Raw genomic sequence first — 22,139 nt, 5'->3', positions numbered from 1 at the left:
CCCGTGCCGGACGCACCGCCGCTCAATTGCCGTCGTCGGGCCCGGTGAACTCGGTCTGGCCGGGCTCCGGTGGGCCATCCTCGGGGTCGCCGGCACCGTGGTTGGGGTTGGTGCAGACGGTGCCCTCGCACGGCACCTCGCTGCCGTCGCCGTTGGGGTTCGGCATCTCCGCGCCACCGTTTTCGGCCGGATCGGTGCCCGCGCCGTGGTTGGGATTGGTACAGATGGTGCCCTCGCACGGCACCTCGGTGCCGTCACCGTTGGGGTTCGGCATCATCGGCACCGTCGAGGTGACCGTCACGGTCTGAGTGGGGGTGCCGGTGGCGGTCTCGGTCGCCGTCGGGGCGGCCGGCGCCGTACTGACGGTCGTCGCGGCAGACGGGCTGGTCGTCGTGGTGGAGGTGGTCGGCTCCGGCTCGTCGTTACTCGTGCCGCAGGCCACCCCGCCGAAGCCGAGGACCAGGGCACCGACGGCCGCACCGAGGATGCGGGTGCTTGCGCTACGAGTCATGTCCGCAACGCTATCGGACGACGGGCCGGCTGTGCCGGGTTCGGTGACAAGCCTGTCGGGCGTCGAGCACCGCCGATTACTTGTGGAGCCTAGGAGATTCGAACTCCTGACATCTGCCTTGCAAAGGCAGCGCTCTACCAACTGAGCTAAGGCCCCTCGACCCGCCGACCGGCGGGCTGTTCGGTCTCCTCGGGGATGCAGTGCCACACCTCACCGCGGAATCGTGACCACGCGACCGCGGCCCCGACCGCTACCACCGCCGCGAGGAGGATCCGTATCAGCGCAGTCACGGGGACCTTTCGTGCCGGGGTAATCCGCCGGCGAAAGCCGGTGGGCCTAGGAGGACTCGAACCTCCGACCTCTTCGTTATCAGCGAAGCGCTCTAACCACCTGAGCTATAGGCCCGTTTGCGAACAACCGCGCAGCGAGATTACCGCACACGTTGGCCGCGACCAAACCGGCTAATCCCGGTCGGCCAGGGTGACCTCGATTCCGCCCACGATGTCGGTACTCAGGTTGTAGACGAAGGCCCCGATGGTCGCCAGCGCGGTCAGCACCACGATGTTCACCAGGCCGATCAGCAGGGACCCACCGAAGATGGAGCCCGCCGAGACCAGTTCACCGCCGGTCCCGCCCGCGCTGTTCAGCAGGTCGCCGACGTTGCTGTTCAGCTTGGTCCACACCCCCATGCCGCCGAGCACCAGGTAGAGGATCGCCACCGCGATCATCCAGACGAAGAACAGCGCCACCGACAGCAGCAGCGACACCTTCAGGGTGCTCCACGGGTCGATCCGGCGAATCTGCATGCTGGCGCGCACCGGACCGGAGGTCTTGGACCGCGCACCCACCTGAAGTCGGCCGGCCGGCCGCGAGGACTCCTGCTCCCGGTCGGCCGCCGGCTTGCGGACCGGCCGCGGACCGGACAGGTCCGGCAGTTCACTGCCGAAATCCTTGCCGCGGGTCGCCTCCGCGCGTCCAGGCTCCGGACGGGCACCGTCCGGGCGGCCGGCCTCGGCGCGAGCGCCCTCCGCGTCGGCGGCGGGCCGCTTGGGCTCGGCCGGGCCGGTGTGCGCGGTCACCCGGGCCTTGGCCCGGGCGTCCGGCTCGGCGACCGGGCGCGGACCCGAGGTCTGCGCCCGTCCCGAACCGCGCTGCCAGGGCGGCGCCTCGCCGGACTCGGTCAGCCGCGGCACCGGCGCGCCGGCCTCACCGGGCCGGGGCACCGGGCGGGCGGCGTGCTCACCCGTCCGCTGCCCGCTGCCGCCGGCGGGTTCCGACGGCGTCGTCGATCCGGACTCATTCGGTGACGTCACGCTGCTCCCTCGTGTCTGCCGCTCGACGGTGCCGAGTGGTTACTCGCCATCGGCTGCCGGATCGAAGTCCTCGGACTCCTCGGCATTGCGGGCGATCGCTATCAGTGTGTCGCCCTCGCCGAGGTTCATCAACCGAACGCCCTTGGTCTGGCGGCCGGCCTTGCGCACCTGCCGCGCGGTGGTGCGGATGACCCCGCCCCCGGAGGTGATCGCGTAGAGCTCACTGTCGTCGTCGACGATCAGCGCCCCGACCAGCGCGCCGCGGCGCTTGTCGTACTGGATCGTCAGGATGCCCTTGCCGCCGCGGCCCTGCACGGTGTACTCGTCGATCGCGGTGCGCTTCGCGTAGCCGCCGGACGTCGCCACCAGCAGATACGTGCCCTCCTGGACCACGTTGAGCGACAGCAGCCGGTCGTCCTCGTTGAACCGCATGCCCTGCACACCGGAGGTGGCCCGGCCCATCGGCCGCAGCGCCTCGTCGGTGGCGGAGAACCGGATCGACTGGCCGTTGCCGGACACCAGCAGCAGATCCTCCTCGGCCGAGCACAGCACCGCGCCGACCAGTTCGTCGCCGTCGCGCAGGTTGATCGCCACGATCCCGCCGGAGCGGTTGGAGTCGAAGTCGGTCAGGCGCGACTTCTTCACCAGCCCGTTGCGGGTCGCCAGCACCAGATACGGAGCGTCCTCGTAGCTCTTGATCTGGATGACCTGCGCGATGCGCTCCTCGGGCTGGAACGCCAGCAGGTTCGCCACGTGCTGGCCGCGTGCGGTCCGCAACGCCTCGGGCAGGTCGTAGGCCTTGGCCCGGTACACCCGGCCCTGGGTGGTGAAGAACAGGATCCAGTCGTGGGTGGAGCACACGAAGAAGTGCGCCACGATGTCGTCCTGCTTGAGTCCGGCGCCCTGCACGCCCTTGCCGCCGCGCTTCTGGCTGCGGTACAGGTCGGTCTTGGTCCGCTTGGCGTAGCCGGTCTCGGTGATGGTGACGACGACGTCCTCGCGGGCGATCAGATCCTCGTCGGTCACCTCGCCCTCGGCGCCGATGATCCGGGTCCGCCGGTCGTCGCCGTACTTCTCGACCAGCTCGACGAGCTCGTCGCGGACGATGCCGCGCTGGCGCTCCGGCCTGGCCAGGATGTCCTCCAGGTCGGCGATCTCGGCCTCGATCTTGGCCAGATCGTCGATGATCCGCTGGCGCTCCAGCGCGGCCAGCCGCCGCAGCTGCATGTCCAAGATGGCCTGGGCCTGAATCTCGTCGACGTCGAGCAGCTCCATCAGGCCGCTGCGGGCCACGTCGGCGTTCGCCGACGCCCGGATCAGCGCGATGACCTCGTCGAGGGCGTCGAGGGCCTTGACCAGGCCGCGCAGGATGTGGGCCCGCTCATTGGCCTTGCGCAGCCGGTAGGTGGTCCGGCGGATGATGACGTCGAGTTGGTGGGCGACGTAGTAGCGGATCATCTGGTCCAGCCGCAGGGTCCGGGGGACCCCGTCGACGATGGACAGCATGTTCGCCCCGAAGCTGGTCTGCAGCTGGGTGTGCTTGTAGAGGTTGTTCAGCACCACCTTGGCCACCGCGTCGCGCTTGAGCTCGACGACGATGCGCAGGCCGACCCGATCGCTGGACTGGTCCTCGATGTTGGAGATGCCGGCCAGCTTGCCGTCGCGCACCTGGTCGGCGATCGAGGTGATGAAGTTGTCGTGGTTGACCTGGTACGGCAACTCGGTGATGACCAGCGAGCTGCGCCCGCGGTTGTCCTCCTCGATCTCGGCCACGCCGCGCATCCGGATCGAGCCGCGGCCGGTCCGGTACGCATCGGAGATGCCCGAGGAGCCGACGATCAGCCCGTGGGTGGGGAAGTCGGGTCCCTTGACCCGCTCCATCATCGCCTCGAGGGTGGCCTCCTCGTCGGCCTCGTGGTGCTCCAGGCACCAGTAGACCGCCTCGGCCAGCTCGCGCAGGTTGTGCGGCGGGATGTTGGTGGCCATGCCGACGGCGATGCCGCCGGAGCCGTTGGCCAGCAAGTTCGGGAACCGGCTCGGCAGAACCGTCGGCTCCTGCACCCTGCCGTCGTAGTTGGGAATGAAATCGACTGTCTCCTCGTCGATTTCGCGCAGCATCTCCATCGCCAGCGGGGTAAGCCGAGCTTCGGTGTAGCGCATGGCGGCGGCCGGGTCGTTGCCCGGGGAACCGAAGTTGCCCTGACCGTCGACCAGCGGGTAGCGCAGCGACCAGGGCTGGGCCATCCGCACCAGGGTGTCGTAGATCGACGAGTCGCCGTGCGGGTGGTAGTTACCCATCGTCTCGGCCACCGAACGGGCGGATTTGGCATGGCTGCGATCCGGCCGGAAGCCGGAGTCGTACATGGCGTACAGCACCCGGCGGTGCACCGGCTTGAGGCCGTCGCGGACCTCGGGCAGCGCGCGCCCGACGATCACGCTCATCGCGTAATCGATGTAGCTGTTCTGCATCTCCAGCTGAATGTCGACCGGTTCGATCCGGTCGGCGGGGCCGTCTCCGGGCGGAAGCGTGGTGTCTGTCATCTATTCCTCGGTTACGTCTCTAGTGAGTTTCGATATGCGCGATGTGGTTAAACGTCAAGGAAGCGAACGTCTTTGGCGTTCCGGGTGATGAAGCTGCGGCGCGCCTCGACGTCCTCGCCCATCAGGATCGAGAACAATTCGTCGGCTGATGCGGCATCGTCGAGGGTGATCTGGCGCAGCACCCGAACGGACGGATCCATGGTGGTCTCCCAGAGTTCCTTGGCGTCCATCTCACCAAGACCCTTGTAACGCTGAATGCCGTCGTCCTTGTTGATCTTCTTGCCGCTCTCGGCGCCGGCCTTCAGCAGCGCGTCGCGGTCGCGATCGGAGTAGGCGAATTCCGGTTCCTGGCGTTGCCATTTCAGCTTGTACAGCGGCGGTTGCGCCAGATAGACGTGGCCGTTCTCGATCAGTGGACGCATGAACCGGAACAGCAGCGTGAGCAGCAGCGTCGAGATGTGCTGGCCGTCGACGTCGGCATCGGCCATCAGCACGATCTTGTGATAGCGCAGCTTCTCGATGTCGAATTCGTCGTGGATACCGGTGCCCAGCGCGGTGATGATCGCCTGGACTTCGGTGTTCTTCAAAACCCGGTCGATACGGGACTTTTCGACGTTGATGATCTTGCCGCGCAGCGGCAGGATCGCCTGGAACATCGAGTCGCGGCCGCTCTTGGCCGAGCCACCGGCGGAGTCGCCCTCCACCACGTACAGTTCCGAACGCTTCGGATCGGTCGATCGGCAGTCCGCCAACTTGCCCGGCAGGCCGCCGAGATCGGTTGCGCTCTTGCGCCGCACCAATTCACGGGCCTTACGTGCGGCGAGCCGGGCTTGGGCAGATGAAACTGCTTTGTTGACAACGGTTTTGGCTTCAGCCGGGTTTGCCTCGAACCAGTGGGTGAGCTGCTCGTTGCAGGTCTTCTGGACGAACGACTTGACCTCGGTGTTACCCAGCTTGGTCTTGGTCTGACCCTCGAACTGCGGATCGCTGACCTTCACCGAGATGACCGCGGCGAGTCCCTCGCGGATGTCATCGCCGGAGAGGTTGGGGTCCTTGTCCTTGAGGAGCTTCTTGTCCTTGGCGTACTTGTTCACCACCGAGGTCAACGCGGAACGGAAGCCCTCCTCGTGGGTGCCGCCCTCGTGGGTGTTGATGGTGTTGGCGAAGGTGTGCACGGATTCGGAGTAGCCGGAGTTCCACTGCATGGCGATCTCGACCTCGTGGCCGGTACCCTTGCCCTCGAAGTCGATGATGCTCTGCTGAATCGGGCTCTTGGTCCGGTTGATGTGCTTGACGTAGTCGACCAGGCCGCCGGGGTAGTGGAAGACCCGGTGCTTGACCTTGTGCGGCGCGGACTTCTCGGCTTCTTGCTGCTCGGCGGTCTTGGGCGCTTCGGCGGTGTCGCTGACCACCTCGTCCACCACCTCGTCGGGAGTGACCCGCTCGTCGGTGAGTTCGATGGTCAGGCCCTTGTTGAGGAAGGCCATCTCCTGCAGCCGCCGCGCAATGGTCTCGAAGTCATAGACGGTGGTCTCGAAGATGTCCGGATCCGCCCAGAATCGGATGGTGCTGCCGGTCTTCGTGGTCTTCTCGCCCTGACGCAGGGTGCCGGGGACCGACCGGTTGTAAACCTGGAACCACTCGTGGCCGTCCTTACAGATATCGGCTTCCAGCCGCGTCGACAACGCGTTGACGACGGACACACCGACACCGTGCAGACCACCGGAAACCTGGTAGGCGCCCTCTTCGAACTTTCCGCCGGCGTGCAGCACGGTCATCACGACGTCGACGGTCGGGATGCCGGTCGCGTGCATCGCGACGGGGATGCCGCGGCCGTCGTCGGTGACCTGAATGCCGCCGTTTTCCAGAATGCGGACGTCGACCTTGCTGGCGTAACCGGCCATCGCCTCGTCGACCGCGTTGTCGACGACTTCCCAGACCAGGTGGTGCAGACCGCGCTCGCCGGTGGAGCCGATGTACATGCCCGGACGTTTGCGGACCGCTTCCAGACCCTCGAGAACCTTGATGGAGTCGGCGCCGTACTCGGCGGGAGCGTTCTTCTTCTGGGCAGCCACGTTCGGACGCTCTCCTTGGAGTTCACGGGGCCTGCGGGCCGATCACGGCGCAGGCGAGTTTCCTGCATAGTCTACCGTGCCCAGCCGACAGCACCGGTGCTCAGGCCGCGTTTCCACCGCGCTAATTGCGCCGTGGGCGGATTATCGCCGCGGTGGGTGCGTCATTTCGCTTCAGATCGATCGATTCGGCGTTCTCGGGGCAATCAGCGGACAATCAGCCGTAGGTGTCGCGGGGTCCGCGACCCCCGGGCATGCTGCGCGGCCCTTTGCGCCAGGACGGCCCCGCCGGCCCGGTGATCCGCAGGCTGGTCACCACGCCGTCCCCGACCGCCGCGGCGATCTTGGCCAAAAGTTGCGCCTGCATATGCCGCAACTGGGTGGCCCAGGCCGTTGATTCCGCAGTGATACTCAGTATTCCGTCCCGCAGACCGGTCGGGCTGGCGTGCGCGGAGATGTCCTCACCGACCACCACCGACCACTGGCCCAGCACCGTTCCTTCCGCCACCCGTGGTGTCCAGCCCCGTGATTTGGCCAGGTCGCGGCTCGCCGAGGCGAAGGGCTGTGGGTCGCGGCTGTCCGGGCCCGGCCCGGACCAGCGCCGCCGCCGACCGGAACTGCGGTCTTTCCGGGGTTCGGCGGGGGAGTACCGGCCACGACCGACATCCTTGCCCTGGGTGCGCGCCGCACCGCGGGCCTCCTCGAGGGCGCGGCGAACCAGATCCATGCCCCGGGGCGCATCCGGATCCTCGGCGCCGGTGCCCGGCTGGTTCTCGTTGTCCGCAGTCATCCGAACCTCATTCGATCATCGCCGATGTTCGCTGTCCGTCGACATCCCGCAGGTCGATGCCGATCCGGCGGGCATCCCAATTATCCGGGATGTCGTCGCCGACCGCCGCGGTGATCAACACCTGCTCGGCGGCCGCGGCGACCTCGGCCAACGCCCGGCGCCGCGCCACATCGAGCTCGGCGAACACATCGTCGAGCAGCAGGACCGGCTCGGTGCCCTCCGAGCGGAGCAGTTCATAGGAGGCCAGCCGCAGCGACAGCGCCATCGACCAGGATTCGCCGTGGCTGGCGAATCCCTTCGCGAGTTGGTCCCCCAGCCGCAGCTCCAGGTCGTCGCGATGCGGCCCGACCAGGCATATCCCGCGCTCCAGCTCGGCAGTTCTGCGACGGGCGAGTTCCTCCAGCAGTGCGGTTTCCAGATCCGCGACGGTACTCGCGGTTCCCTCGCCGATCGCCGGAACCGCACTGCGGTAGCCGATGGCCGCGGCCCGCGACGCCGGCGCCAACCGGTGATAGGCGCCGACGAGTTGCGGAGCGAGCTCGGTGATCAACTCGAGCCTGGCCGCAATCAGCTGCGCGCCGTGCGCGACCAACTGCTGGTCCCACACCTCCAGGGTCGAGATGACACCGGGATCGCGGTGCCAGCGGCCCCCGGTCGCCGACTTCAGCAACGCGGTGCGCTGCTTGAGCACCTTGTCGTAATCCGCCCGAACCCCGGCGATCCGCGGCCGGCGCAACGTCGCCAGGTCGTCGAGATAGCGCCGTCGTTCCCCCGGTTCACCGCGCACCAACGCCAGATCTTCGGGGGCGAACAACACCGCCTGGACCGCCCCGATCACCTCGCGGGGACTGCGCACCGGCGACCGGTTCAACCGGGCCTTGTTGGCCCGGCCCGTGACAATCTCCAGGTCGACGGCCAGCTCGCGGCCCTCGTTGACGACGATCGTGGAGACCACCGCGCGCTCGGCGCCGGACCGGATCAGCGGCGCATCACTGGCCACCCGGTGCGAACCGAGCGTCGCGCTGTACCACAGCGCCTCGATCAGATTCGTCTTGCCAAAACCGTTGGAGCCGACGAATACCGTTCGGCCCGGCGACAATTCGAGATCCACCGCGGACCAGGACCGAAAGTCCCGCAACGCGAGCTGACGTACGTACACATCCCGGTCCGGGGGTGATCAACCCGGCAGCCGCACCGGCATCAGCAGATAGACGTACTCCGACACCAGCGCCGGGAACGGCCCCGGACCGGAGATCGGGTCGGCGTCATCGGCGACCGGACGCAGCACCGCGGGCTTGTTGGACGTGGTGAAACCGAACGACACCCGCGCGGAATGCAGCGCGGCCAGGCCGTCGGTCAGGTAGGTCGGGTTGAACGCGATGGTCAGCGGCTCCCCGGCGAACTCCACCGAGAGTTCTTCCTCGGCGCGGCCGGCGTCCTCGCTGCCGGCCGACAGCCGCAGCAAATCCTCGGCGAATTCCATCCGGACCTGGGCGCCGCGATCGGCAACCAGCGCGACGCGCTTGATCGCCTCGGCGAGCTCACCGACGTTGATCGTCGCGGTCGCGGTGTGCTCACCGGGCAGCAGCTGCCGAAACTTCGGGAACTCGGCGTCCAGCAGCCGGGTGGTACTGCGCTTGCCGTCGCTGCGAATCCCGAGCAACCCCTCGGTACCGACACTGGGTCCGGCGCCAAGGGCGATGTGCACCTCGGTGCCCGACGCGCCGGCCTTGGCGGCCTCGGCCAGCGTCTTGGCCGGCACCAGCACCGCGGCCTCGGTGCCACCGGTGGTCGACCAGGTCAGCTCCCGTACCGCAAGCCGGAACCGGTCGGTGGCGGCCAGCACCACGGTCTCGCCGAGGATCTCCATCCGGATGCCGGTGAGCATCGGCAGGGTGTCGTCCTTGCCCGCGGCGACCGCGACCTGGCTGATCGCCTCGGCGAACTCCTCGGCCGAGAGCACCCCGGTCTCTTCGGGCAGCTCCGGCAGCGCCGGGTAGTCCTCCACCGCCATGGTGGGCAGCGAAAACTTCGCACTTCCGCAGCTGATCAGCACCCGGGTGCCTTCCACGCTGACGTCGACGGGCTTACCCGGCAGCGCGCGGGTGATGTCCGAGAGCAGCCGACCGGAGACCAAAATGCTTCCCGGGGAGGAAATTTCAGCGGCGACGCGAACTTCCGCGGAGACCTCGTAGTCGAAGCCGGACACCACCAGGCCGTTGTCGGTGCCGGTCAGCAGCACCCCGGCCAGCACCGGCGCGGTCGGCCGAGACGGCAGGTTGCGGGCCACCCAGGCCACGGCATCGGCGAAGTCCTCACGAACGACACGGAACCGGAGATCGCTCAGACCGACAGTCGAGGTCACGGTGTAACCACCATCTACGGAGTGTCCCTTTCGCTTCCATCACGAGCAACGCGCAGCCGAAGAAGTCCACCTGAACGGGGATTACCCACGGTTGCGCCGATCGGAGGCGCCTGGCGGCGACATCGGCGATCGAATCACAACCGTAGAGCTTTCTCCGCAAAGTTGAAAGCGGATCGGCCGACCCGGATCCGCCGGGCGCGGGCCCGGGCCGCCGCCGCTGTGCGGCGTTGATCCCCAACGGGCTACTTCTGAGAAGAATCTAGATAGATATACCGGTATCAGTATTAGCCCTTGTGCAATCTGGGGATAACCCAGGGTTCACCCAGTTCAACCGGGAGATCAGACTGTGTGGCCGGTTGGGATAACTCGCAGCGGCCGAGCGAGTGGGTGTGGATGACGGGCGGTTGTCCAGGTTGGTCACAGCCGGCCCGCAGGATTGGCCCCCGGTAGTCCACAGGCGGTCCCCACCCCGGTGTGCAAACGCCTGTGGTGGGTGTGACTGAAGTTTCTTGACCGCGGCGACCGGTGCGGCGTCCACGGTTGGGCGTGTCGTGGGGGTGTGTCGCGGAATTGCGGCCGATTCCGGGCGTGGAGCCACTGAGGGCGTGCAGCGATTCAGGGCTTGGAGCGATTCAGTGCTTGGAACGCTGCCGGATCCGGGTGGTGAGTTCCTTGACGTGATCGAAGATCTCCTGGCGAACCGCCATCTCCTTGAGGATCTTCTTCTGCGCGTACATCACCGTGGTGTGGTCGCGGCCGAATGCCTGGCCGATCTTCGGCAGCGACAGGTCGGTGAGCTCACGGCACAGGTACATCGCGATCTGCCGGGACTGGGCTAGCGAGCGGGTCTTACCCGGTCCGCGCAGTTCCTCCACGGTGGTGTCGAAGTACTCCGCGGTGGCCGCCATGATCGTGGCGATGCTGATCTGGATGGTGCCGGCGTCGGCGATCAGGTCGCGCAACACGATCTCGGCCAGCGCGGTGTCGATCTGGGTGCGGTTCAGCGAGGCGAACGCGGTCACCCGGATCAACGCGCCCTCGAGCTCACGGATATTGCGCTCGATGCTGGTGGCGATGAGTTCGAGCACGTCGTCGGGCACGTCCAGGCGCTCCATCTGCGCCTTCTTCCGCAGGATGGCTATGCGGGTTTCGATGTCGGGCGGCTGAACGTCGGTGATCAGACCCCATTCGAAGCGGGTCCGCAGCCGGTCCTCCAGGGTGGCCAGCTTCTTGGGCGGACGGTCCGAGGAGATGACGATCTGCTTGTTGGCGTTGTGCAGGGTGTTGAAGGTGTGGAAGAACTCTTCCTGGATACCTTCCTTGCCCTCGATGAACTGGATGTCGTCGATCAGCAGGATGTCGATGTCGCGGTAGCTGCGCTTGAACGCCACCTTGCGGTCATCGCGCAGCGAGTTGATGAAGTCGTTGGTGAATTCTTCGGTGCTGACGTACTTGACCCGCATCTCGGGGAAGAGCCGCTGGGCGTAGTTGCCGGCGGCGTGCAGCAGGTGGGTCTTGCCGAGACCGGATTCACCCCAGATGAACAACGGGTTGTAGGCCCGAGCCGGTGCCTCGGCAATGGCCAGCGCGGCGGCGTGCGCGAACCGGTTGGACGCGCCGATGACGAAGGTGTCGAAGGTGTAGCGACGGTTGAGGCTGTTGGCCTCCGAAGCGTCGGAGCCGATCTGGCTGCGATCCGGCGCGAAATGATTCGGCCAGTTGTCATGCGCGTTGTCGACTTCGTCGTCGTCGCGGACCTCCTCCTCGAGGTCCTCGGAGGCGGGGGAGGCCGCGGGATCCTCGTCGTCGGCGTCCGGCGGGGCGATTCGCACACCGAGTTCCACGGGCTGTCCGAGCCGGCGGCTGAGTGCGTCGACGATGTGGCTGCGCAGGTGCCGTTCGATTTCGTTCTGCACGAATCCGCTCGGCACCGAAAGCAGCGCGAAGCCCTCGACGAAGTTCAACGGTCGGACGAGCTTGAGCCAGGCGCGCTGTTGCGGGGTCAGGACCGGGGCGGTGCCGTCGTCGCCGTTGAGTTCGGCGACCACGTCGGTCCACAGGACGGCGAATGAGATGGCGGGATCATCGGTCATACGTGATCCCCCTAGGTCAAAGTGGTTTCGGCCGGTCCGATCGCGGTCCGAGACGAACATTCGTCCACAAGGTTATCCACAGGTGTGGACAGTTGTGCCACCGGTATCGGAGGAGCCGGGCGATTTCATGCGACACACGCTGTGACCTGCGGTGACACGGATATCGGCCGGTGGGCTGGCATCGTCATGGAGTTGTGTGGACGCTTCGTTGAAAAGCGATCTGGCAGAAGCTAACAGGTTTGTCTCGGGCTGCCAACCGATCGGTAACAATTGCCGGTGTTCCCCGAGGTCGTCGCGGCGTGGTTTGACCGGGCGAACAGGCCTAAGTACCCTCGAACAGTCGCCCGCCCATGGGCGATACGGCTGCGACCCGAGACTTCTCGGGGACCGCGCCGGTTAGCGAGCGGGACGCGCGAAGCTTGGAAAGCGGCGGCCTGGTTGCTCAGCGGTGATGTGCCGCTGGGGGACTGGTCGCCAGAATGTTGACGAGGAGACACAGCCGTGGCCAAGGGCAAGCGGACCTTCCAGCCGAACAACCGGCGTCGTGCGCGGGTGCACGGATTCCGGCTGCGGATGCGCACTCGTGCCGGACGCGCCATCGTGTCCGCTCGGCGCGGCAAGGGCCGTCGCTCGCTGACCGCCTGATCGCAGCCGGGCAGGCGGGGACTGTGCTCCCAGCTCAGCACCGGATGACGCGGTCCACCGAGTTTGGCCACACCGTCAAGAACGGTGTTCGGGCCGGGCAACCCGATGTGGTGCTGCATCTGTATCGCGGTGCGGTTTCTTCCGACGCGAACGACGCGCCGGGTCCACGCGTGGGGCTCGTCGTCGGCAAGTCCGTCGGGAATGCGGTCGTTCGACACCGGGTGTCGCGCCGGCTCCGCCATGTGATGGCCGGGTTGCTGACCGAACTTGAGCCCGACGATCGACTGGTGATCCGGGCACTCCCGGGCAGTCGGGACAGCTCATCTGCGGATCTGGAACGCCAGCTTCGCGTCGGACTTCGCCGCCGGATTCGGACATGACGAATCGGCAGGACGAGGATGCGGCGCCGGCCCGACCGGGCCTGGCGGTGTGCGTGCTGGTCTATCTGATCGAACTGTATCGGCACATGATCTCTCCGATGCGGCTGCCGACCTGTCGGTTCACCCCGACCTGTAGCAGCTACGCGGTGGAGGCGTTGGTTGCGCACGGATTGTTTCGCGGCACCTGGTTGACGGCGATCCGTCTGGCCAAGTGCGGTCCATGGCATCGCGGCGGATGGGATCCGATCCCTGAGCCCGCGGTTGCGGTCCCAGAGAGTCGTCGGGGTCTCGACGACAGGAACGAGTTCCATGTCTAATTTCAACTGGTTCAGCCTGGACTACGTGTATTACCCGGTGTCGGGGATCATGTGGCTCTGGTACAAGTTGTTCGGCTTCCTGCTCGGGCCGACGAACTTCTTCGCCTGGGCATTGTCGGTGATGTTCCTGGTGTTCACCCTGCGCGCGCTGCTCTACAAGCCGTTCGTCAAGCAGATCCGGACGACCCGGCAGATGCAGGAGCTGCAACCGCAGATCAAGGCGCTGCAGAAGAAGTACGGCAAGGACCGCCAGAAGATGGCGCAGGAGATGCAGAAGCTCCAGCGCGAACACAACTTCAACCCGCTGCTGGGCTGTCTGCCGATGCTGGCGCAGGTGCCGGTGTTCATCGGTCTGTTCCACGTGCTGCGGTCCTTCAACCGGACTGTCGGTGGTTTTGGTCTGACCAAGTTGACCGTCGAGGACAACGCCAACACGGCGAACTACTTCTTCTCCGCCGAGGATGTCCGCAACTTCCTCAGCGCGAATCTGTTCGGCGCACCGCTGGGCGGCACGATGATCCAGACCTCCGGCTTGGAGGCCTTCGAGGTCTTCAGCCGCGGCGCGGTGATCGCCGTCGGTGTGCCGATCATGATCGCCGCGGGCATCGCGACCTACTTCAACAGCCGAGCGTCGGTGGAGCGCCAGAGCCCGGAGGCGGCGGCGAACCCGCAGACCGCGATGATGAACAAGCTCGCGCTGTACGTGTTCCCGCTCGGCGTCGTCGTCGGCGGGCCGTTCCTGCCGCTGGCCATCATTCTGTACTGGTTCTCCAACAACATCTGGACGTTCGGCCAGCAGCACTACGTCTTCGGCAAGATCGAGCACGAAGAGGCCGAGGCGCTGGAGCGGAAGAAGGCCGCCACCAAGGCCAACGCGCCGCGGCCGGGGCAGAAGCCGATCACTGTGCCGGCGAAGATGGATCCGCTCGCGGAGTTCCGCAAGGCGGTCAGTCAGTACGACAGCGGCCAGAAGAAGCAGGGGCTGGATACTGCGGAGCGGGTCATCACCTATCTGGACAAGAACCGCCTGCGCACCGCCGGCGGCGATCAGCGTCCCGGCGGGTTGGCCGCGGAGGTCGCCGACTGGCTCTGTGAGCGGCCGGAACTGGCCGACACCGGCCGCGTCGAGGTCAATCAGCGCCGGCTCTACGCCTCCGAGCGCGCCACCCCGATGATCAAGGAAGTCCTCGACCAGGACCCGGGCCGGGAAGATCTGGCCGGCTTCGTCGAGATGCGCGCGGTGGAGATCGACGCCGCCTACCGACTGGGGGAGTGGGAAAAGGTCTCCCAGCGGGTCACCGACGACGAGGCCCTGTTGGCGCTGTGGGATCGGAACTACGCCGATCTCGATCAGGATCTGCGGTTCCGGATCCACCTGCAGGCCGCGGCCGCGCTGCACCGGATGGGCCGCAACGATGCGGCGGCCGCGCAGGCCCGCCGCGCGCTGGAGGTCTGGGACGCCGTCGGCGGCTGGCCGGATGAGGACGCCCCGGGCGGCATTGTGCTGCCCGGTGGATACCGGCCGGGCGGTGCGCTGGTACATGCCCGGTTGCTGATGATCGCGGCGGCCGGCCGGGGCAAGGGCCGGATGCGTGACCGCGCCGCCAGCCGTCAGCGGGCCGAGGAGGCCGGCCGCGGGGTGTCGAAGCTGCGTGAGCTGGCCGCCGAGGCGGCCCGCGAACTCGGTGAGGACAGCGAGGCCGCCAAGACGCTGCGCCGGCTGTACGAGGCCGCGCTGCAGCAGGTCGCCAACCTGTACCTCGGCGACAGCACCGAGGAGGTGTCCGCGCAGGTTCGCGACGCCGGGATCCGGGCGTCCGCCGAGGCGTCGACGAACCTGTTCGCCGAGGACGACGTCCCGGCGCTGGAGGCCGCGCCGGAGCCGGTCGCTGCGATCGAGGCTGCCGCCGCGACCGAACCGAGCAGTGCCGGAAAGGGCACCGCGGGCAAAGGTGCTGCGGGTAAGGGTGCTGCGAACGCCCGCGGCCCGCAGGGCCAGCGGGGTGGAAAACGGGCCGGAGGCCGCCGCGGCGGGCCCGCCAAGGGCACCAAGAAGAGGGGCTGACCACAGATGTATCGGAAGATGAGGAGCTGATCGTGATGGATACCGAGCAGAGCGAACTCGAGATCGAGGAATCCGCGGCGGAAGACGCCGGGATGGAAGACGGCGGGGTGGACGACGCCGCGGAGACGGCCGAGGATTCCGGGAGCGATCCCGAGGATCGTCTGGTCGCCGAGGGTGAGATCGCCGGGGACTACCTGGAGGAGCTGCTGGACCTGCTGGACTTCGACGGCGACATCGATCTGGACGTCGAGGGCAGCCGCGCCGTCGTCAGCATCGACGGCGGCGAGGACTTGGGCAAGCTGGTGGGCCGCAAGGGTGAGGTGCTCGACGCCCTGCAGGAGCTCACCCGGCTGGCGGTGCATCAGAAGACCGGTGAGCGCAGTCGGCTGATGCTCGACATCGCCGGGTGGCGCCGTCGTCGGCGTGAGGAGCTGGCGGCGCTGGGCGATAAGCTGGCGCGTCGGGTGCTGGAAACCGGCGAGCGTGAGCGGCTCGCTCCGATGACGCCGTTCGAGCGGAAGATCGTTCACGACGCGGTCGCCGTCGTTGACGGGGTGCACAGCGAGAGCGAGGGCGTTGAGCCGGCACGACGGGTCGTCATCCTCGTCGACTGACGCAGAATTACATAGCTGTAGTTCGCCGCCGCGGACCGGAGAAAGCAGGAGATGTTTCACGTGAAACACGACGCACCGGACGCGGCGGCGACGCTATTTGGGGGCCGGTTGGAGCTGGCCGAGCGCTATGTCGAGCTGCTGGGGACCGCCGGTGTGGAACGCGGGCTGATCGGCCCGCGGGAGGCGGACCGGCTCTGGGAACGCCATGTGCTCAACAGCGCCGTCGTGGCAGAGTTGATCGCCGAGGACGAGCGGGTCGCCGACATCGGCAGCGGCGCCGGTCTGCCCGGAATCCCGCTGGCGATCGCGCGCCCGGATCTGCGGGTGGTGCTGATCGAACCGTTGGCCCGGCGAACCTCCTTCCTGGAGGAGGTTGTTGCCGAACTCGGCCTGAGCGCCGAGGTCGTCCGCGGCCGGGCCCCGGAGGCGGGTGCCGGTCTGGAGCCTTTCGATTCGGTGACGTCGCGCGCGGTGGCGGCGCTGGATAAACTCTGTGCGTGGTCGCTGCCACTGCTGCGGGTGGGCGGCCGGATGCTGGCCATGAAGGGGGAGCGGGCCGGCCTGGAGCTGGAAGAGCAGCGGGCGGCGATGACCGCGCTCGGCGCGGTCGATCTGGCAGTGCATCAATGTGGTGGGGAACTTCTTGATCCGCCGGCAACCGTGGTGGTTGCGCGGCGTTCCGGCCGGAGTCCGGTTGGTAAACGGCAGTCCCGAGGGACGGCGAGGAGACAACGATGAGCGCACCGGGCGGAGGCCGCGCGGGCAAGCGCGGGGACCGTGTTTCACGTGAAACATGGACAGGGGAATCGGAGTTCGACACCCCGATCGCCGCGGCGGCGCAGCGGGCCACCCAGGTTCTGCACAAGAACCGGCGGCTGCCGCGGCCCCCGCATCTGCGGGTGTTCACCGTGGCGAATCAAAAGGGTGGGGTCGGTAAGACCACGACCACGGTGAACCTCGCCGCCGCGTTGGCGCTGCAGGGACTCAAGACGCTGGTGATCGACCTCGATCCGCAGGGCAACGCCAGCACCGCGCTGGGCATCGATCGTCGCCAGCCGGGCACCCCGTCGTCGTATGAGGTGCTGATCGGCGAGCTGGCGCTGCACGAGGCGATCCTCCCCAGCCCGCACAATCCGAGGCTGTTCTGCGTACCGGCGACCATCGACCTGGCCGGCGCGGAGATCGAGCTCGTCAGCATGGTGGCGCGGGAGAATCGGCTGCGCGGCGCGCTGGCCGCGCTGGAGGGCACCGACTTCGACTACGTGTTCATCGACTGCCCGCCCTCGCTGGGCCTGCTCACGATCAACGCGCTCGTCGCGGCCCGCGAAGTGCTGATCCCGATCCAGTGCGAGTACTACGCGCTGGAGGGGGTGTCGCAGCTGATGAACAACATCAATCTGGTGAAGGCGCACCTGAACCCGCAACTCGAGGTCACCACCGTGGTGCTGACCATGTACGACGGCCGGACCAAGCTCGCCGACCAGGTGGCCGACGAGGTCCGCCGTTACTTCGGCGACAAGGTGCTGCGCACCGTCATCCCGCGCAGCGTGAAGGTGTCTGAGGCGCCGGGCTATAGCATGACGATCATCGACTACGACCCCGGATCTCGGGGCGCGATGAGCTATCTCGACGCCAGCCGCGAACTCGCGGAACGGGCCGTGTCAGAGGGGAAGGGACGACCATGAGCAGTCCGTCACGCCGCAAGGGTGGCCTGGGCCGAGGCCTGGCCTCGCTGATTCCGACCGGGCCGGCCGATCCGGGGGATGCCGCGACCACCGGGCCCCGGTTGGGCGCGGCCGCCGCCGACGTGGTGATTGGCGGGCCGGCGGCCGAGGCCGCGCGCGCCGCGCAGACCGTCCCGGCCGAGGAGCTGGTCGGGGCGGTGTACCGCGAGCTCGGACCGGCGGAGATTCGGCCGAACCCGCGCCAGCCCCGCCAGGTCTTCGACGACGAGGCGCTCGCCGAGCTGGTGCACTCGATTCGCGAGTTCGGGCTGATGCAGCCCATCGTGGTCCGGGAGATTCCGGAGGCCGAGCGCCCGGCGCCGATCGACGGCGCCGACCCGGTGCGCTACGAGATCGTGATGGGGGAGCGGCGGTGGCGGGCCTCGCAGGTCGCCGAGCTGACCATCATCCCCGCCATCGTGCGGGAAACCGCCGATGACAACATGCTGCGCGACGCCCTGCTGGAGAACATTCACCGGGTACAGCTCAATCCGCTGGAAGAGGCGGCGGCCTACCAGCAGCTGCTGGACGAGTTCGGGGTCACCCACGAGGAACTCGCCACCCGAATCGGACGGTCCCGGCCGCTGATCACCAACATGATCCGGTTGCTTCGGCTGCCCATCCCGGTGCAGCGCCGGGTGGCCGCGGGTGTGCTGTCCGCGGGCCACGCCCGCGCGCTGCTCGCCCTGGAGGCCGGCCCAGAGGCGCAGGAGGAACTGGCCGCGCGGATCGTCGCCGAGGGGCTCTCGGTGCGGGCGACCGAGGAGGCGGTGACCGTGGCGAATCAGTCCGGTCCGGCCGCGCCGACGCCCAAGCGCCGCAACCCGATTCACATGCCCGGCCTGCAGGACGTCGCCGAGCGGCTGTCGGGTGCGTTCGACACCCGGGTGACGGTCAGCCTGGGCAAGCGCAAGGGCAAGATCGTCGTCGAGTTCGGCTCGGTCGACGACCTCCAGCGGATCGTCGAGTTGATGGATCAAGCCGGCCAATGACCGGATGCGGGGGGCGATTTCGGCATTTTTACGCCGTGCGAACCCCGATCCGGTCACCCGGGGCGGTTACGTCACTGTGACGGCCCCTGAATCGGGACACATCTCACCGATTCGGGGCGCCGTTCCGCTGGCAGGACCCCGGTGCGCTCTCCTATCCTGGAGGAGTTGTCGTGCGCGGGCGCGGTCGCGCCGTCGCCCGAGAACGTGATGGAAAGGCCCGGATTCCAAGTGTCGGCTCGCATTGTGCCCCTGGCACTCGAGGCGTTCGAGCGACTCCCCAAGCATGCCCGGCGGTGCGTGTTCTGGGAGGTCGATCCGGACACCCTCGGCGCCGAGGATCGGTTGAGCGATCCGGAGTTCGAGAAGGAAGCCTGGCTCTCGATGGTGATGCTGGAGTGGGGATCCTGCGGCCAGGTCGCCGTGCCCGCCGCCGGGCAACCGGGCCGGATCGAGTCACCGGCCTGCAGTGGGTTCGCGCTCTACTCCCCGCCGCACGCGGTACCCCGCGCGCAGCGTTTTTCGACCGGACCGGTGAGCGCCGACGCGGTGCTGCTGACTTCGTTCGGCGTGGAACCCGGTCAGCGTGACGGACTGGCCGAGGATCTGGTGTCGGCCGTGGTGACCGGGCTGATGCGGCGCGGCGTACGCGCACTGGAGGCGTTTGGGCGCACCGCCGCCGCAACGGAACTCGGCGTCGCCGGGCTGTCCGGCGAGTCGGCCGACGCGGTGAAGTCGTTGGGGGACTGCCGATTCGACCGGTGCATGATCGAGGCTGAGTTCCTGCAAGACGTCGGGTTCGAGGTGGTTTCCCCGCACCAGTACTTCCCCCGGCTGCGGTTGGAGCTCGACAAGGGGCTGGGCTGGAAGGCCGAGGTCGAGGCCGCGCTCGAAATGTTGCTGGAGCGTGACCGTCTCGAGACGGTCGGCGCGGGATTGGTGGAAGGCGTTGGCGCGCGGGAAGACTCGCAGGTCAGCTGACTCGCACGTCAGCTCAACTGCGAAACGGCCTTCAGGATCCGCTGATCCGGCCGGCCTGGTCCACCGACATCTCGTGGGCCAGCAGTTCGGCAAAGGTGAAGGTTCCGGTGGGCCGGTCGTTTTTGCCGAGCAGGTACAACCGCTTGACCGCCGCCAGGATGCCCTCCGCGATCGCGTCGCGGGTCTGCGGGGTGACCAGCAGCGACCGGTCCCGGGGATTGGTGATGTAGCCGATGTCGACCTGGACGGTGGGCATTCGGGTCAGCCGGAGCAGATCCCAGGTCCGGCCGTGACTGCGGCAATCGCGTAAACCGGTACGCGCCACCACTTCCCGCTGGATGAAGTCGGCGAGATTCTGCCCGATCGTGGACACCGAGCCTCGCGAGTTGCCGAAGTAAAACGACGCCACACCGTTGGGCGCCGGGCTGGCCTGGGTCTCGCAGCGCAGGCTGATCATCAGGTCCGCGCCGATGTCGTTGGCGAAGGCGGCGCGCTGCGGATCGGCCGGACAGCGGTTGCTCGGGCGGGACAGGAAGGTGTCCATCCCGATCGCCGTCATCCGGCCCTCCAGCCGGCTGGCCAGATCCCACAGCAGGTCCGCCTCGCTGATCGGACCGGCCGGGCCTTGGGAGATGAGGCCGTGATCGCTACCGCCGCGGCCCGGATCGATGATGATCCGCTTGCCGGAGAGCTGCGGGCCGGAGCGCCGGACCATCTCCTCGGAGTGAATGCCGTGCAGCGAGCCGCCGGACACCCGCGACGCCAGGAAATACAGCGAGCGCAGGGTTTCTGGACCGCAGACGCCGTCCGGTGACAGGCCGTACTCGCGCTGATACGACATCAGCGAATTGTGGGTCTGCAGACCGAAATAGCCGTCCAGCACGCCGGAATAGAAACCGAGATCCTGCAGTCGGCTCTGCAGGGTGCCGACGTCGTCGCCGTACATCGGGCTGCCGAACTGATGCGCCAGGATCCGGGCTCCGAGACGGTAGGAGGCTTCCTTCAGCGCGCGGAAGGTGGCCGGGCCGACGATCCCGTCGACGAGCAGACCGCGGCGCTGCTGGAAATCACGGACCGCGTGGTCAAGCTCGGCGTCGAAGATGTCCAGCGCGAGGTGCTGACCGGTGACCGGCTGCACCTCGGGGTTGTTCATCAGGCCCAGGCCGATGAGCGCCTCACGGATCCGCAGTACGGCCACCCCGCGGGTACCCACCCGCACCAGCTGTTCGGCATCTCCGCGAGGCTGGTCTGGCATCTCACGCCCTTCGGTCACGTACGGTCAGCGGCCGGCGTTGCCTCCCGTGCGGGAGGCTGGCTGGGCACAATTGTCGCACTCCGCGCCGGAATTAAGGAAACCGCGGCGCCCCGGGGTGTGTTCACCACGGGGCGCCGAGCGCCTCACAATTCGTCGGCGAGTTCGCGCAGCAGCGCGGCCTTGCCCTTGGCGCCGACGATGCGCCGCACCGGCTTGCCGTCACGAAACAGCAGCAGGGTGGGGATCGACACCACCTGGAAGGCCTCCGCGGTGCTCGGATTGGCGTCCACGTCGAGCTTGGCGACGGTCAGTTCACCGGCCTTCTCGGCGGCGAGCTCCTCGAGCACCGGGGCGATCATCTTGCACGGGCCGCACCAGCTGGCCCAGAAGTCGACGAGGACCGGGCTGCTGCTGGCCAGCACGTCGTCGGCGAACGAGGCGTCGGTCACGGTCACGGTGGCACTCACTGGGTGGCTCCCATCAGGTCGGTGTTGGGGGAGGATTCGGCGGCGTCGGCCAGCCAGCGCTCGGCGTCGATCGCGGCCGCGCAGCCGCTGCCGGCGGCGGTGATCGCCTGCCGGTAGCTGCGGTCGACGAGGTCGCCGGCGGCGAACACGCCCGGCAGCGAGGTCTCGGTGCTGCCTTCGCGGGTCAGCACGTAGCCGTCGTCGTCGCGGTCCAGTACGCCGGCAACCAGCTCCGAGCGCGGATCGTGGCCGATCGCCACGAAGACGCCGGTGACCGGCAGGGTGGAGTCCTCGCCGGTGACGGTGTTGTGCACGCGCAGCCCGGTCACCGTGTCGGTGCCCTCGACGCCCAGCACGGTGGTGTTAGTCAGGAAGGTGATCTTCTCGTTGGCGCGGGCCCGGTCGAGCATGATCCGGGAGGCGCGGAATTCCTCGCGCCGGTGCACCAGGGTGACGCTGCGGGCGAAGCGGGTGAGGAAGGTGGCCTCCTCCATCGCCGAATCACCGCCGCCGATCACCGCGATGTCCTGGTCCTTGAAGAAGAAGCCGTCGCAGGTCGCGCAGGCGCTCACGCCGCGGCCGAGCAGTTCCTGCTCGCCGGGGACGCCGAGGTATCGGGCAGCCGCGCCCATCGCCAGGATGATCGCGCGCGCGGAGAAGGTGTCGCCGGAGCCGGTGGTGACCGTCTTGATCGGCCCCTCCAGGGACACCGCCTCGATGTCCTCCATCTGCAGATCGGCGCCGAAGCGCAGTGCCTGCTCGCGCATCTCGTCCATCAGGTCGGGGCCCATGATGCCGTTGCGGAAGCCGGGGAAGTTCTCCACCTCGGTGGTGGTCATCAGCGCGCCGCCGAACGAGGTGCCCTCGAACACCATCGGGTTCAGCTCCGCGCGGGCGGTGTAGATCGCTGCGGTGTAACCGGCGGGGCCGGAGCCGATGACGATGACGTCGTGAACGGTGTCCGAGCCGGACGATGTGGCGGAGCTCATGCGGACCTTTCTGGCGGGGCCGGCGTGG

19 protein-coding genes, 2 tRNA genes and 1 pseudogene are annotated in these 22,139 nt (G+C 67.7%); 9 read left to right on the top strand and 13 right to left on the bottom strand.

What is annotated here, in order from left to right:
* Positions 1-22: 22 nt before the first annotated feature.
* The 10 genes from G6N10_RS20470 to dnaA all read right to left on the bottom strand — a co-directional run bounded on the left by G6N10_RS20470 (position 23) and on the right by dnaA (position 11,685).
* Positions 23-511: a hypothetical protein gene (locus G6N10_RS20470; RefSeq protein ID WP_234810426.1), complete on the bottom strand. Its 489-nt coding sequence runs from the start codon at positions 509-511 to the stop codon at positions 23-25.
* Between the two features lie 83 nt (positions 512-594).
* Positions 595-667 (bottom strand) — tRNA-Ala (locus G6N10_RS13655).
* A 175-nt stretch (positions 668-842) separates the two neighbouring features.
* Positions 843-916 (bottom strand) — tRNA-Ile (locus G6N10_RS13650).
* Positions 917-972: 56 nt separating this feature from the next.
* Complete coding sequence (locus G6N10_RS13645) at positions 973-1,824, bottom strand: DUF3566 domain-containing protein (RefSeq protein WP_179962838.1); 852 nt, start codon at positions 1,822-1,824, stop codon at positions 973-975.
* Positions 1,825-1,863: 39 nt separating this feature from the next.
* The gene (gene gyrA / locus G6N10_RS13640) at positions 1,864-4,365 is read right to left on the bottom strand and encodes a DNA gyrase subunit A (protein WP_085092933.1); all 2,502 of its coding nucleotides are present in this window, start codon (positions 4,363-4,365) and stop codon (positions 1,864-1,866) included.
* A gap of 47 nt (positions 4,366-4,412) precedes the next feature.
* On the bottom strand, positions 4,413-6,440 hold the full coding sequence (gene gyrB / locus G6N10_RS13635) for a DNA topoisomerase (ATP-hydrolyzing) subunit B (protein ID WP_085092935.1): 2,028 nt from the start codon (positions 6,438-6,440) through the stop codon (positions 4,413-4,415).
* Positions 6,441-6,654: 214 nt separating this feature from the next.
* Positions 6,655-7,227 carry a DUF721 family protein gene (locus G6N10_RS13630; protein WP_085092937.1) on the bottom strand — a complete coding sequence of 191 codons (573 nt, stop codon included), beginning with the start codon at positions 7,225-7,227 and terminating at the stop codon, positions 6,655-6,657.
* A 7-nt stretch (positions 7,228-7,234) separates the two neighbouring features.
* Entirely contained in the window at positions 7,235-8,386 is a 1,152-nt protein-coding gene (recF, locus tag G6N10_RS13625) for a DNA replication/repair protein RecF (RefSeq protein WP_085092939.1), read from the bottom strand.
* A gap of 18 nt (positions 8,387-8,404) precedes the next feature.
* A complete protein-coding gene (dnaN, locus tag G6N10_RS13620; RefSeq protein ID WP_085092941.1) occupies positions 8,405-9,592 on the bottom strand; it encodes a DNA polymerase III subunit beta in 1,188 nt (395 codons plus the stop codon).
* A gap of 632 nt (positions 9,593-10,224) precedes the next feature.
* On the bottom strand, positions 10,225-11,685 hold the full coding sequence (gene dnaA / locus G6N10_RS13615) for a chromosomal replication initiator protein DnaA (RefSeq protein ID WP_085092943.1): 1,461 nt from the start codon (positions 11,683-11,685) through the stop codon (positions 10,225-10,227).
* Between the two features lie 501 nt (positions 11,686-12,186).
* Here dnaA and rpmH point away from each other — a divergent pair.
* From rpmH to G6N10_RS13570, 9 genes and pseudogenes are all read left to right on the top strand, one after another.
* Positions 12,187-12,330: a 50S ribosomal protein L34 gene (rpmH, locus tag G6N10_RS13610; protein WP_073695092.1), complete on the top strand. Its 144-nt coding sequence runs from the start codon at positions 12,187-12,189 to the stop codon at positions 12,328-12,330.
* Positions 12,331-12,353: 23 nt separating this feature from the next.
* Complete coding sequence (rnpA, locus tag G6N10_RS13605) at positions 12,354-12,710, top strand: ribonuclease P protein component (RefSeq protein ID WP_085092945.1); 357 nt, start codon at positions 12,354-12,356, stop codon at positions 12,708-12,710.
* A complete protein-coding gene (yidD, locus tag G6N10_RS13600) occupies positions 12,707-13,027 on the top strand; it encodes a membrane protein insertion efficiency factor YidD (protein ID WP_085092947.1) in 321 nt (106 codons plus the stop codon). The genes rnpA and yidD overlap by 4 nt, the downstream gene beginning before the upstream one ends.
* Positions 13,020-14,018, top strand: a pseudogene (gene yidC / locus G6N10_RS20730) (membrane protein insertase YidC); the annotation flags it as partial. The gene yidD and the pseudogene yidC, both read left to right, overlap by 8 nt.
* A gap of 1,166 nt (positions 14,019-15,184) precedes the next feature.
* Positions 15,185-15,706 carry a Jag family protein gene (locus G6N10_RS13590; protein ID WP_234810434.1) on the top strand — a complete coding sequence of 174 codons (522 nt, stop codon included), beginning with the start codon at positions 15,185-15,187 and terminating at the stop codon, positions 15,704-15,706.
* Between the two features lie 51 nt (positions 15,707-15,757).
* Positions 15,758-16,444, top strand: coding sequence for a 16S rRNA (guanine(527)-N(7))-methyltransferase RsmG (gene rsmG / locus G6N10_RS13585; protein ID WP_085092951.1), 687 nt, complete (start codon positions 15,758-15,760; stop codon positions 16,442-16,444).
* The gene (locus G6N10_RS13580; protein ID WP_085092953.1) at positions 16,441-17,391 is read left to right on the top strand and encodes a ParA family protein; all 951 of its coding nucleotides are present in this window, start codon (positions 16,441-16,443) and stop codon (positions 17,389-17,391) included. Before rsmG ends, G6N10_RS13580 begins: the two co-directional genes overlap by 4 nt.
* On the top strand, positions 17,388-18,422 hold the full coding sequence (locus tag G6N10_RS13575; protein ID WP_085092955.1) for a ParB/RepB/Spo0J family partition protein: 1,035 nt from the start codon (positions 17,388-17,390) through the stop codon (positions 18,420-18,422). Before G6N10_RS13580 ends, G6N10_RS13575 begins: the two co-directional genes overlap by 4 nt.
* A gap of 228 nt (positions 18,423-18,650) precedes the next feature.
* Positions 18,651-19,400: an acetyltransferase gene (locus G6N10_RS13570; RefSeq protein WP_109750388.1), complete on the top strand. Its 750-nt coding sequence runs from the start codon at positions 18,651-18,653 to the stop codon at positions 19,398-19,400.
* 31 nt (positions 19,401-19,431) lie between these two features.
* Here G6N10_RS13570 and G6N10_RS13565 read toward each other — a convergent pair whose 3' ends face one another.
* The 3 genes from G6N10_RS13565 to trxB all read right to left on the bottom strand — a co-directional run bounded on the left by G6N10_RS13565 (position 19,432) and on the right by trxB (position 22,111).
* A complete protein-coding gene (locus tag G6N10_RS13565) occupies positions 19,432-20,655 on the bottom strand; it encodes an N-acetylmuramoyl-L-alanine amidase (RefSeq protein ID WP_085092959.1) in 1,224 nt (407 codons plus the stop codon).
* Positions 20,656-20,798: 143 nt separating this feature from the next.
* Positions 20,799-21,122 carry a thioredoxin gene (trxA, locus tag G6N10_RS13560; RefSeq protein ID WP_085092961.1) on the bottom strand — a complete coding sequence of 108 codons (324 nt, stop codon included), beginning with the start codon at positions 21,120-21,122 and terminating at the stop codon, positions 20,799-20,801.
* The gene (gene trxB / locus G6N10_RS13555; protein WP_085092963.1) at positions 21,119-22,111 is read right to left on the bottom strand and encodes a thioredoxin-disulfide reductase; all 993 of its coding nucleotides are present in this window, start codon (positions 22,109-22,111) and stop codon (positions 21,119-21,121) included. The genes trxA and trxB overlap by 4 nt, the downstream gene beginning before the upstream one ends.
* Positions 22,112-22,139: the final 28 nt, after the last annotated feature.

It is taken from the genome of Mycolicibacterium fallax (assembly GCF_010726955.1).
Taxonomy (GTDB): Bacteria; Actinomycetota; Actinomycetes; order Mycobacteriales; family Mycobacteriaceae; genus Mycobacterium; species Mycobacterium fallax.
The sequence above is the reverse complement of the archived record's forward strand: the minus strand, read 5'-3'. Positions and strand labels throughout refer to the sequence as shown.